A 13,172-nucleotide genomic window follows, 5' to 3' on the forward strand; every position below is an offset into this window, starting at 1 on the left:
TCCACGCGTCATTCCTATTTACGGCCGTGACAATTTTTAAATTTCTTGCCAGATTGGCATGGGCATGGATCGTTACGATCAACACCTTCAAAAGATACATTCTCCTGAATTGCATGCGATTGGTTCGGCATAATATTCTTAACAGCTGTCGTATGTGCTTCTTGACTTGTACGCTCACGCTCAATATTGTCATGAATTTGCGCCTTCATCATTAAGCGGGTTACTTCAAACTCGATAGCTCCAATCATATCGTTGAACATAGTAAATGCTTCTGATTGATATTCAACGATTGGATTGTTTTGAGCGTATCCACGAAGACTGACTGCATTGCGCAATTGATCCAAGGCATCAATATGGTCTGTCCATTTGTTATCCACAACACGAAGGATAAGAACTTTCTGGAATTCGCGTACACGTTCTTCATCGCGTAATTTTTTCACTTGCGAATCATAGACTCTCAAAGCACGTTCATAGAGCTCTTCGACAATCTCTTTCTGATTCATTGCTTCAAAAGTAGCTTTACTCAAGGTATCATCTTCAACGAGATTTGCATGCGCAAATTTGATAATTCCATCAATAGCTTCATCTTTCGAACCAAGGAAGTGACCAGCAACTTGGCGTTCAATCGTCCGTTTCATCATCGCTTTGATTTCAGGAGCCAAATCACGGTCAGCAGTAATAACATCCTGGCGTTGGCGATAGATGATTTCACGTTGCTCACGCATCACATCGTCATATTGAAGGACTTGTTTACGTGAATCGTAGTTGTTCCCTTCCACACGCTTCTGAGCAGATTCAACTTGACGTGTCAACATTTTAGACTTGATAACAGACTCTTCTTCTGTTAGATTCATACGCTCCATAAATACTTTGATGCGTTCTGAACCAAAGCGTTTCATCAAGTCATCTTCGAGAGATAGATAGAATTGTGATTCACCTGGGTCACCTTGACGACCTGAACGTCCACGAAGCTGGTTATCAATACGACGACTTTCATGGCGCTCAGTACCAATAACACATAGCCCACCAAGTTCACGTACACCTGGACCTAACTTAATATCGGTACCGCGTCCCGCCATGTTGGTCGCAATAGTGACCGCACCACGCTGACCAGCATTCATAATAATCTGCGCTTCACGATAGTGGTTTTTGGCATTCAATACTTCGTGAGGGACACCTGCAGCTACCAATTTTTGAGAAATCAAATCAGAAGTTTCAACCGCAACTGTACCGACCAAGACAGGTTGCCCTTTCTCATAGCGTCTCTTCACATCAGCAATAACGGCATTGAATTTGTATTCTAGACTTGGATAGAGTAAATCTTCGTGGTCAACACGCGCGATTGGGCGGTTAGTTGGGATTGGTACAACACGGATGTTGTAGATTTCACGGAATTCTTCCTCTTCTGTTTTACCAGTACCCGTCATCCCTGATAATTTTTTATACATACGGAAAAGGTTTTGGTAGGTAATAGAGGCACTTGTCTTAGACTCGTTTTGAACCGGTACACCTTCCTTAGCTTCGATGGCTTGGTGAAGTCCATCAGAATAACGACGACCTTCCATCGTACGACCTGTAAATGGATCGATAATCATGACCTCTTGGTCTTCATTGACCAGATAGTCAATATCATAGGTCATGATGTAGTTGGCACGAAGCGCATTATCCAAAAAATGGGTAATGGCTACATTTTCAATATTGTAAAGGTTATCTAACTTGAAGAATTTCTCTGCCTTGTCAATACCTGAATCAGACAGACCAATCGTTTTAGATGGAATGTCAATGATGTAGTCTTCTGTTGTCAAAGATTTAACAAGATTATCTGCCAAGAAATACAACTGGTTTGTTTCAGAACCTTGTGCACCAGATACAATCAACGGCGTACGAGCTTCGTCAATCAAGATTGAGTCAACTTCATCGACCAAGGCGTAATTGAGAGGACGTTGAACCATGTCTTCTGCACGCACAACCATATTGTCTCGGAGGTAGTCAAAACCAATCTCTGAGTTGGTCGAATAAGTAATATCGCAGTTATAGGCCTCACGTTTTTCCAAGGGTGATTTAGCAGCTAAGTTGATACCAACTGATAGACCAAGCCATGAGTACAATTCACCCATTTCAGTCGCATCACGAGTAGAAAGATACTCGTTAACCGTCACTACGTGAACACCTTGACCAGACAAGGCATTCAAATAAACAGGCATCGTTGCAGTCAGAGTCTTACCTTCACCTGTACGCATTTCTGGAACGTCACCGTTGTGAAGAACGATTCCTCCCATAACCTGAACCTTGTAGGGATAGAGGCCTAATACGCGACGAGCTCCTTCACGGACTACCGCATAAGCTTCGTACAAAAGATCGTCGAGGGATTCACCGTTATTGTATCGCTCCTTAAATTCTGCTGTCTTAGCTTGCAACTGTTCATCAGTCAGCGCTTCCATTTCATCGGCATACGAGAAGACCTTGTCTGCCATTTTCTCAAGTTTTCTTAGCTCTCCCTTATCATTTTCAATGAGAGAACGAAGTACATTTGTTACCATATCATTCATCCTATTTCAGTTTTAGTCAATAATATATTGTAGCAGAAAACTAGGCAATTTTCAAGGTTTGGCACTAGGATACAGCCTAAATAAATGAAAATGCTAGCTTAATATTACTATTTTTACCACAAAACACCTCCTAGTCACAATAACTCCTAGGAGGTGAAAAATTTATGAAATTTTAAATGAGGAATCTGCGATATATCGGAGATTTAGAAATTCATTAAAAGCTCAGTTATCATATTATTCAGTTAATAAAAGCTCACATGAATAATTTTCTACACAAAGATAAACGTTATCTTTAATCCGTGTTAATATATTATTTTCCTCGAGAAAAATATCTCATGAAGAAACTGGTAGATAAAGCTACCCAAATTGTTACTAAGCTGTTAAGTACATTTTCCGAAGTAAAGACCTCTTTTTTCTCTGGCTCTCGATTCTCAATTGTTGCATTCGAATCAACCACTTTTTCTTCCTCAACAGGATTATTAATACGTTCAGGAGAAGTCGGCACTTTCACCTCACTAGCTACTGCACTTCTCTCTTGAGGAGAAGTTGCAACGCCTACAGGCTCAACTGTTGAAATTGCTTCTCCAAGCACAGACCGGGATTGAATCACCGTGTCTGAACCAGCATCTTGAACATGAATATCTGATGTCGGAATAGAACCTGCCTCATGAGTATTTGCTTCAACTCCATTTGACATAGTTGCATCTGCTTTCTCGTCTAAATGTTCATTTTTAGGAACCTCTAAAGTAGACGATACAAAACTCACTTGTGGAGCAGAAACCCGTGATTCAGCTACTTCTTGACTAGCTGTCACCGTCTCTGTAGGAGTTGTTTCCGGTGAAGGTTGAGACGCTGAATTACTTTCAACTGCACTTGATTCTGTTACTTCTGTTGCCACATCTGTAGAAATAGTTTCCGATGAAGGTTGGGATGCTGAACTACTCTCAGCTACACTTTGTTCTGTTACTTCTGTTGCCGCATCTGTAGGAGCAATTTCTGATGAAGTTGGGATTTCAGAACTTACTTGTGGAACAGAAACCGAAGTTCCAGCCATTTCTTGACTAGTTGTTACTGCCTCTGTAGAATTTGTTTCCGGTGAAGTTGGGGATGCTGAATCACTCTCAACTACACTTGATTCTGTTACCTCATCTGCAGGAGCTGTTTCTGATGAAGTTTGGATTTCAGAACTTACTTGTGGAACAGAAACCGAAGTTCCAGTCATTTCTTGACTAGTTGTTACTGCCTCTGTAGAATTTGTTTCCGGTGAAGTTGGGGATGCTGAATCACTCTCAACTACACTTGATTCTGTTACCTCATCTGCAGGAGCTGTTTCTGATGAAGTTTGGATTTCAGAACTTACTTGTGGAACAGAAACCGAAGTTCCAGTCATTTCTTGACTAGTTGTTACCGCATCTGCAGAATTAGTTTCCGGTGAAGGTTGAGATGCTGAATCACTCTCAACTACACTTGATTCCGATGCTTCTGTTGCCACTTCTGTAGAAATAGTTTCCAATGAAGTTTGGGGTACTGAAATTACTTGTGGAGAGGAAACTGCACTAACCTGCGCTTCACTCGATTCTTTGGATGCAACCTCAACATGTGGTAATTTAGCATCACTTTCTTCCTTAGAATCAACTGTATTCTGAGCTATTTCTGAACTCGGTGAAACCATCTCTGTATTTCCTAAAGATGAAGGCTCTGTTTTATCCTCTAACTCAGTTTTGGCTTGTAGTGCCTTAGGAGCTGGTGTTTGTTGAGAAGGAGCAGCTGAGATTGTATCCTGTGTTGAAGAATTTCTTTCTAGAAGCTCCTCAGATTGCTGTGCAGAATTAACACTTGGAGCTGAAGCATCCTTGGAATTTGGGGTGACTTCATCAGAATTAGCTTGGTTTTCTTCCTTCAAAGGACTTAATTGATTTTCAGAAACATTGTGATTGTCTTTGATAATGGCAGGATCTTCTTGAAGCTTTTTACCCTCCATTATTGCCAGATAAGTTTTATAATCATCTCCGTCTTCAAAATTTGCTGCAGCCTCTTTATCTAATTGCGATAAGAAACCTTTATTATTTTTCATAGAATTTTTAATTTCAGCAAATTCTTTTTCCGTGATATTTACAGATTTATTCAACTTGTCAATATCAGATACCACTGATTTCAAAATATATTCATAGCCATTTTTATGATCTAAATTTAAATCTTTTTTCTTTGCCTCTTCTATTTTTTCTTGCAAAACTTTGTAAATGTCTAATAAATGTTTTTTATTTTCATGTGACACATATGTTGGCTCAACATATGCAATATGATCCAAACCAACCAAGGACTTTTCTTTGTTGAACAACAGTAAATCTGCTGTTTTTTGCCTCATAGCCCATTCTTCATATTCCTTGTTAATAACCATATAGTTATTTTGGCCTAATGGCAGTTTTTCTAGCTCTTTGCTATCAACTTCTTGATAACTATCTTTCCCGATATCATTAAAATGCTGGTCCGAATAAACAGTTTTCTGACCAATTCCTCGGACTCCTGTTGCGTCGATAGTATGCCATTTTCCATCATAGAATACTCGAGTTGTTGCGTGAGCATCACCTTTAGCATTTACTCCTGTAACCACATAGGCTGGGAACCCCATAAAATTAAATGCTCGTGCCGCTGTTGTACTAAAACCAACACAGGTTGCTAATTTTCTTTGAGTAACAGCAAACAAATCTGAGGCAAAATAGTAAGATAAACCAGCTTTATTAATTCCAGTTGTATTAGCAGCCTCCCAATCATAATGAACCTTATTAGCCATGCTTAAAACAAAAGTTTTAACCTTCCCACTGTCTGTTGGTTGAATATCAGCTTTTGATTCTTGAATCATTTTAAGAATCGTATCATCATTGGCAGTAAAGAGGTTTTTAGTAACATTCATTTTATTGACTATGTCGTTTACCCTTGGGTCTCGACCAAATCCAAAATGACTATACTCGTTAAAAAATTTATTGTCAACAGAATACCCATGAGAATAGATTGTCAAGTTATCATTCAGTACTCTAGCATGATCGTCAGCTGTTTTGAGACCGGCAGCATCCAATAACTGTCTTTTGGTTGATTCAACATGAATTGGAAAGAGCGCATGAATCCTTTGAGCTGCATAATTTGTGATAGTATTATTCAGATTAGCTTGGTCACCTCTAAATTGTAATTCCTGAACTTTCTGCTTATACTCTTCTGGGCTATTAACAAGAATATCACCCTTGTTCATAACAAGAATATGTGGAGATTCATGAATATTTTGAGTAACTTTACCATTGATTACCAAAAAATCGTGGTTTTTACCAAATTCCTCTAGTTCTTTCCGAGTAGATAATGTCCCAACTCGATTCTCCAGTCCTAATTTAAAAACATTGAATCGTCGGTCCAAGGGGTATTCGTTTAATTTTTCGGAAAATGTTTTCCAGTCCAGAACCTCTATTTTATTGGTGTTTTTTTGTGATTGTAAATGTGAGTTTTCATCTGCAAAAACAACCGGTTGTGATGCTCCGATAGATGCAAGCGCAAGAACCGAAGTAGAAAGGGTAAGTGTCAAAATAAGCCAGCGCTTACCATGCTGTTGAATTGGAATCATAAGTCCTCCATATAAATACTTCTGAGAATAATTTCCCAGCCTAAAATTTGCATTCCAATTGTAACACTTTTAACTATCTTTTTTCTGCCATCTATCTATGCTTTTCCTGTTTTTATAGCCTTTAGTGTCTCTGCATCATTACTTTAGATATAGCGTTTTCATACAATTGGGAAACAACAACTTTCCTCTGGTTAAAAAACATCACTGCACTATCGCTAATAAAAAGATTTTCAACCTTGCTTATGAATAAGCATCAAGAATTATGGAACTTGTTTTTCTTTTTCATACCCGATGAACTCCAACAATGGCCAACTCTAATCTTTTATAGTCATCATTGGTTTTTGAGGCACTGTTTCGACCCAACAACTTAAATTGAAGAGTTGTTGACGAACTCTTTTTAAGCTGGTCTGATTCTTTCCTACTCCCAAAGATTGCCTTGATTAACGAACGGCTATCTCTTATGAATACAGTTTTTTAGATAAAAATAGGCGAGAGTTACATAAAAACTCTCACTTCACTGTCAAGTTATTGTGATAATAAAACAACTTCACCCAATATTCTTCAATATATCTATCGCCAAAGTACAAATGAATCTGTTCTCATAGACAATTATGAATTTCTTGACACCTGTTTTGCCAAAGCAAAGTTCCCAAGAGTTGCAGAACCATTTTCAGCAACAGCTGGCGTTACGATATATTCTTTGACATCTGGTGTTGGGAGATAATCGTTCATCAAACCGACAAACTTCTCACGTACACGATTAAGCATGTGCTCTTGAGCCATAACTCCGCCTCCAAATACAATTACTTGCGGACGATAAAGCAAGGTTGCCTGTACTGCTGCTTGAGCAATGTAGTAAGCCTGCACGTCCCAAACGTCTGAATTTAACTCGATTAATTCACCACGAATACCTGTACGACCTTCAAGAGAAGGACCTGCAGCTAAGCCTTCCAAACACCCATTATGGAATGGACACATTCCTTTAAATTCATGTTTTACATCGTAAGGGTGTAGGGCAACGTAAGTATGACCTGCTTCGGTATGACCCAAGCCACCGATAAACTCACCATTCTGAATGGCACCTGCACCAATACCTGTACCGATTGTATAGTAAACTAAACTCTTTACTCCTTTACGAACCAGGGTTTCACCAAATGCCGATGAATTCACATCTGTCGTGAAATAAAATGGAATATTAAATTCCTTAGCAATCAGACCAAGTAAATCAATATTTGACCAGTGTGGTTTTGGTGTCGAAGTGATGTAACCATAAGTCTGTGAGTTTTGATCAATATCGATTGGACCGAAAGAACCTATCGCAATACCTGCCAAACGATCTTCATAGCGCTTGAAGAATTCAACCGTTCTCTCAATCGTTTCATAAGGAGTTGTCGTTGGAAATTGCGTTTTTTCAACAACTTGGAATTGTTCATCACCTACGGCACAAACAAACTTTGTACCACCCGCTTCCAAGCTACCATATAATTTTGTCATTTGATTGTCTCCAAAAATTTTATCACTAGCATTATACCATAGAAACAAACAGAGGAAAAAGGCTATTCCACCTTTTTCCTACTCCTTGTTCAATAAAATTAAGATTCCTTAAAATTGGATTATGATTCTTATTTAGCTACTTTCAAGAAGTTTGCTCCGTGAGCAATTGTTCCTTCAGCAAGCGTAGAAACTTCAGCAAAATCAGCTGTGTTGGTCACGATGATCATGGTTGTATCATCAAGACCGGCTTCAGCAATTTTCGCAGCATCGAATTTAGCGATTGGAGTACCAGCTTTTACTTTATCACCAGCTGCTACTAATTTTTCAAATCCATTACCATTCATTGATACAGTGTCAATACCGATGTGAATTAAAAGTTCAGCACCAGACGCTGTTTTCAATCCGTAAGCATGGCCTGTTTCAAAAGCAATTGTTACTTCTGCATCTGCTGGAGCGTAAACAACACCCTCAGATGGTTTAACAGCCAAACCTTTACCCATAGCTCCTGAAGAGAAGACTGGGTCATTAACATTTTCAAGGGCAACAACGTCACCTGAAAGTGGAGATACAAGAGTTTCTTCAGGAAGCAAAGCTGTTGTAGCTTCGTCAGCTAAAGTCGCTGTCTCCTTTGCTACAGCTGATATTTTACCAGCAACCGGCTCCTCATCTTCATACCCGAAGAGATATGTCAAAGCGAAACCAAGGGCAAACGATACTGCCACCATAAGGATGTATGAAAGAATTTGACCATTGCCTGTATAAAGTGTCAAACCTGGGATAATTGTTACCCCCATACCTGTACCGGCAAGCCCGAGGATTGAGGCAAACGCACCGCCAACAGCACCTGCAACTAAGGACAAGATGAATGGTTTACGGAAACGCAAGTTAACACCGAAGATAGCTGGCTCAGTAATACCGAGAAAAGCAGAAAGAGCTGCTGGGAAAGCAAGAGCCTTCAGCTTAGGATTCTTAGTTTTCACACCAACCGCTACAGTTGCAGCACCTTGTGCTGTCATCGCTGCTGTGATAATTGCATTGAATGGGTTCGCACCAGTTGCTACCAATTGAGCTTCCAAGAAGTTGAAGATATGGTGAACACCGGATACCACGATAACTTGGTGAACACCACCGATAAGGAAACCACCAAGACCGAACGGCAAGTTCAAGATTGCTTGTGTACCAGCCAAAATGTAGTTTTCAACCACGTGGAAGACTGGACCAATAACAAACAAGCCAAGAATAGACATTACAAACAAGGTCACGAATGGCGTTACCAAGAGGTCAAGAACTTCTGGAACAACCTTGCGAACCGCTTTTTCAAACTTGGCACCAACAATACCAATGATGAAAGCTGGCAAGACTGAACCTTGCAAACCAACAACTGGGATAAAACCGAAGAAAGTAGTTGGTGTTACTTCACCGCCTGAAGCAACTGTCCAAGCATTTGGCAATGATCCTGAAATTAACATCATACCAAGTACGATACCGATAGTTTGGTTACCACCAAATACACGGAAAGTGGACCATACAACCAAGGCTGGCAAGACAATAAATGCTGTATCTGTTAGAATTTCAGAATATACTTTTATATCTTCCGGAAGTTCATACCCCATAGACTTAAGTAATCCACGAAGACCCATGAAGAGACCTGTTGCCACAATCGCAGGAATGATTGGAACGAATACATCGCCGAAAGTACGGATAGCACGTTGGAAAGCATTACCTTGTTTGGCAGCTTCAGCTTTTTGTTCACCAGTAGTCGCTGTTGGCAAACCAAGTGCAACAACTTCTTCGTAGATTTTGTTTACTGTACCAGTACCAAAGATGATTTGGTATTGACCAGAGTTGAAGAAAGCACCTTGTACTTTTTCAATATCTTCAATTGTATCCTTGTCGATTTTTCCTTCATCAACAACCATAACACGAAGGCGAGTCGCACAGTGGGCAACACTGCGTACGTTTTCGCGTCCGCCAAGGGCATCAATGACTTTTTTTGCAATTTCTGTATTATTCATCTTGCAAAAATCTCCTTATTAAATATTTTTTTAATTTTTTTGAAAGTGTTTTCAAACTTTCGATGGTTTTATTATATCACTTTTATAAAATATGTCAAACGTTTATCACATTTTGTTTCAATTTTATCCAAAAACATTGTTAAAACTTGATTTTTTACAAGAAAACGTTTACTATATTAATGAAAAACTAGAAAATTTGGAGAAAATTATGGCATTTACAACAGAGGAGCGTTACAGGGCTTATGCCGACTGGACACCCGAATATATTGAAAAAATAAAGAAGAATACAGAGAGTTCTCCTTGGAGGATAAATTTCCATATTGAGACACCACATGGACTGTTAAATGACCCAAATGGATTTTCTTATTTTAATGGAAAGTGGACGCTTTTTTACCAATACTTCCCTTTTGGTGCAGCACACGGCCTAAAATCATGGGTACATACTGAATCAACCGATCTGGTCCATTTTGAAGAAACTGGTACGGTTATGTACCCAGATACACCACTTGATAGCCACGGTGCCTACTCTGGCTCTGCCATGGAATTTGGCGACAAGCTCTTCCTCTTCTATACTGGAAATGTCCGCGATGAAAATTGGGTCCGCCATCCATACCAAATCGGTGCCTTAATGGACAAAGATGGTAAGATTGAAAAGATTGATAAAGTCTTGATTGAGCAACCAGAAGATACCACCGACCATTTCCGTGATCCACAAATTTTCAACTATAAAGGGCAATATTACGCTATTGTCGGTGGACAAAATCTGGATAAAAAGGGAATTGTCAAACTTTATAAAGCTGAAAATAACGACTACCTCAACTGGTCCTATGTTGGTGACCTAGATTTTGCCAATGATATGACCGCTTATATGATGGAATGCCCAAATATAGCGTTCGTTGGTGAGCAACCCATCCTTCTCTACTGTCCACAAGGCTTGGACAAAGAGGTATTGGACTATGGCAATATCTATCCAAATATGTATAAGATTGGTCAGAGTTTCGATCCTGAAACAGCAAGCATTGTCGAACCGAGTGAATTGATCAATCTGGACTATGGTTTTGAGTGCTATGCAACCCAGGCCTTTAATGCACCAGACGGTCGAACTCTATCTGTTAGCTGGTTGGCTCTTCCAGATGTGGAATACCCAACCGATGCTTATGACTACCAAGGCTGTCTGTCATTGGTTAAAGAATTAACCATCAAGGACGGTAAGCTCTACCAATATCCAGTCGATGCGATTACCAGTCTTCGTAAAGAAGCTCAGCCATTTTCAGCCCAAAAAGAAACCAATAATGTTTACGAATTGGAACTTGATTTTTCAGCGGGCACGAAGCATGAAATCGTATTGTTCGCAAATGAAGAAGAAAAAGGCTTGGTCTTGTCTGTAGACACTGAACAAGGCCAGATTATATTAGACCGTGGCAACTGTGGTCAGCCATTCGCACTCGATTTCGGTACAAGTCGCTCTTGCGAGATTTCTCCAGGAGCTCTTACAGCCAATATCTTCATCGACAAATCTGTCTTTGAAATCTTTATCAATAAAGGAGAGAAAGTATTTTCTGGTCGTGTCTTCCCTGATGCGGATCAGTCTGGTATCGTCATTACGACTGGTAATCCGACCGGAACCTACTACCATTTAGATTATGGTCGCAAAACTAACTGATGTCGCACAGTTAGCTGGGGTCAGCCCAACAACTGTCTCGCGCGTTATCAATAAAAAAGGATACCTATCTGAAAAAACCATTCGCAATGTCGAAGAGGCTATGCGTGAACTAGGCTACAAACCTAATAATTTAGCTCGTAGTTTGCAAGGTAAATCCGCAAAATTAGTTGGTCTCATCTTCCCAACAATAAACAATATTTTTTATTCTGAACTGATTAGCCATTTAGAAAAAGAGCTTTTTGATCGAGGCTATAAAACCATTATTTGCAATAGCCAGCACGAGTCCGATAAGGAACGTGAGTATCTGGAAATGTTAGCAGCTAACCAAGTAGATGGGATTATCTCGGGCAGTCACAATCTCGGTATCCAAGACTACGACCGTGTCGTAGCTCCAATTATCGCTTTTGACCGCAACCTCTCTCCTTCCATTCCCATTGTCTCTTCCGATAATTTTGCTGGCGGGGTATTAGCTGCCCAAACCTTACAAAAAGCGGGATGTCACAATCCATTAATGATTACCGGAAACGATGATTCCAATTCACCTACCGGCCTTCGCCAAGTAGGTTTCACATCTATTTTGAACAAAGCCGAAGTTTTTCATATCTCCAGTGATTTCTCACCTGTGCGCAAGGAGATGGAAATCCGAGCCATTCTTGAAAAGCAAAAACCAGATGGTATCTTTATATCTGGAGATGCAACGGCTATGCTGGTATGGAACGTCATTCGTTCATTGAAACTGTCTATTCCAGAAGATATTAAATTGATTGGTTATGATGGAACAAGTTTCATCGAAAACTACTATCCTCAATTGACAACCATCAAGCAACCATTAACCGAAATAGCTCGCCTGCTGGTTGAACTATTAGTTGATAAAATCGAAGGAAAAAAACTGACAAAAACAGACTATATCCTGCCGATTAGCCTACTAGCAGGAGCTAGTATATAAAAAAAGCTGTACCTAATAAAAATTAGGTACAACTTTTTTGTGATACATTCTCTTGTTTCTCAAGTAAAAAAGAAGCTCATCAGGCTTCTTCTTTAATAAACTGGCTCAAAACTCCATTGACAAACTTAGCTGAAGATTCATCAGAAAATTCTTTAGCCAATTCAATAGCCTCGTTAACAGCAACACGGTCTGGCGTTTCTTCGAAATGTAAGATTTCAAATAGGCCTAGTCGCATGATATTCTTGTCAATCAAGGTTAAACGGTCTAAGGTCCATCCTGCTTTTAATCGGCTAGACAACTCCTTATCCAAGTCATCACGATAGTCTGCGACACCATTGACAAGGTTAAGGAGAAAGAGCGGAATTTCAACTCCTTCTTGCTCTTCCTCTCTATCATAAAGATAAGAAAACTGAGCTGCCTGAACAGGTTCTTGACCAAATTCAAGTGATACGATTGCCTGCAAAGCACACTTACGCAGGGCATGTCTGTTATTCTTCATCAAGGAAATCCTCTCCGAATAAATCTTTCAATGCTGGTTTTGGTGTTTTATCAGGAACAATGCCGCTGACATGGATATTAACCGCAGCCACTTGAACTTCTGCATAGTTGTAAACTGCTGTCTTGACTGCACGCTGGATGTCCATTGATACGGCAGGAACATTTACACCATATTCTAGATAGACGTAAATATCCGCAGTCACTCGACCTTCCTCGTCAGTTTCAAGATAAACACCTTTATTTAACGATGTTTTTGACCAACTGTCTGCTACACGCTTATTTTGAAGGGAATGTACTCCATCAACTTTCGCTGCAGCAATGCCTGTAATTACTTCAAGGACGCGAGGTGCGATAACAATCTCGCCTTGATATTCTGTTGTCATAGGCTCTCCTTTCTTAA

At 39.8% G+C, this 13,172-nt stretch carries 8 protein-coding genes; 2 read left to right on the plus strand and 6 right to left on the minus strand.

Annotated elements, in window-relative coordinates:
- Window positions 1-14: 14 nt before the first annotated feature.
- From secA to ODU37_RS03480, 4 genes are all read right to left on the minus strand, one after another.
- A complete protein-coding gene (gene secA / locus ODU37_RS03465; protein ID WP_249562347.1) occupies window positions 15-2,540 on the minus strand; it encodes a preprotein translocase subunit SecA in 2,526 nt (841 codons plus the stop codon).
- Between the two features lie 319 nt (window positions 2,541-2,859).
- On the minus strand, window positions 2,860-6,156 hold the full coding sequence (locus ODU37_RS03470) for a ribonuclease (protein WP_105158585.1): 3,297 nt from the start codon (window positions 6,154-6,156) through the stop codon (window positions 2,860-2,862).
- A gap of 609 nt (window positions 6,157-6,765) precedes the next feature.
- Entirely contained in the window at window positions 6,766-7,650 is an 885-nt protein-coding gene (scrK, locus tag ODU37_RS03475) for a fructokinase ScrK (protein ID WP_023371421.1), read from the minus strand.
- A 128-nt stretch (window positions 7,651-7,778) separates the two neighbouring features.
- Window positions 7,779-9,665 (minus strand): sucrose-specific PTS transporter subunit IIBC, encoded by a 1,887-nt coding sequence (locus ODU37_RS03480; RefSeq protein ID WP_105121233.1) that lies wholly within the window; start codon window positions 9,663-9,665, stop codon window positions 7,779-7,781.
- Between the two features lie 208 nt (window positions 9,666-9,873).
- On the opposite strand from ODU37_RS03480, the gene ODU37_RS03485 reads away from it, so the two are divergent.
- Both ODU37_RS03485 and ODU37_RS03490 read left to right on the plus strand, forming a co-directional pair.
- Window positions 9,874-11,328 carry a sucrose-6-phosphate hydrolase gene (locus ODU37_RS03485; RefSeq protein WP_249562346.1) on the plus strand — a complete coding sequence of 485 codons (1,455 nt, stop codon included), beginning with the start codon at window positions 9,874-9,876 and terminating at the stop codon, window positions 11,326-11,328.
- Complete coding sequence (locus ODU37_RS03490) at window positions 11,309-12,274, plus strand: LacI family DNA-binding transcriptional regulator (RefSeq protein WP_044758897.1); 966 nt, start codon at window positions 11,309-11,311, stop codon at window positions 12,272-12,274. The genes ODU37_RS03485 and ODU37_RS03490 overlap by 20 nt, the downstream gene beginning before the upstream one ends.
- Window positions 12,275-12,353: 79 nt before the next feature.
- Here ODU37_RS03490 and nusB read toward each other — a convergent pair whose 3' ends face one another.
- Window positions 12,354-12,773, minus strand: a complete 420-nt coding sequence (nusB, locus tag ODU37_RS03495; RefSeq protein ID WP_002938276.1) for a transcription antitermination factor NusB — start codon at window positions 12,771-12,773, stop codon at window positions 12,354-12,356.
- Window positions 12,763-13,155 carry an Asp23/Gls24 family envelope stress response protein gene (locus ODU37_RS03500; RefSeq protein ID WP_002942446.1) on the minus strand — a complete coding sequence of 131 codons (393 nt, stop codon included), beginning with the start codon at window positions 13,153-13,155 and terminating at the stop codon, window positions 12,763-12,765. Before ODU37_RS03500 ends, nusB begins: the two co-directional genes overlap by 11 nt.
- Window positions 13,156-13,172: the final 17 nt, after the last annotated feature.

Origin of the sequence: Streptococcus sp. 2021WUSS109, assembly GCF_044427305.1 — a bacterium.
In the GTDB taxonomy this organism is placed as follows: domain Bacteria; phylum Bacillota; class Bacilli; order Lactobacillales; family Streptococcaceae; genus Streptococcus; species Streptococcus suis.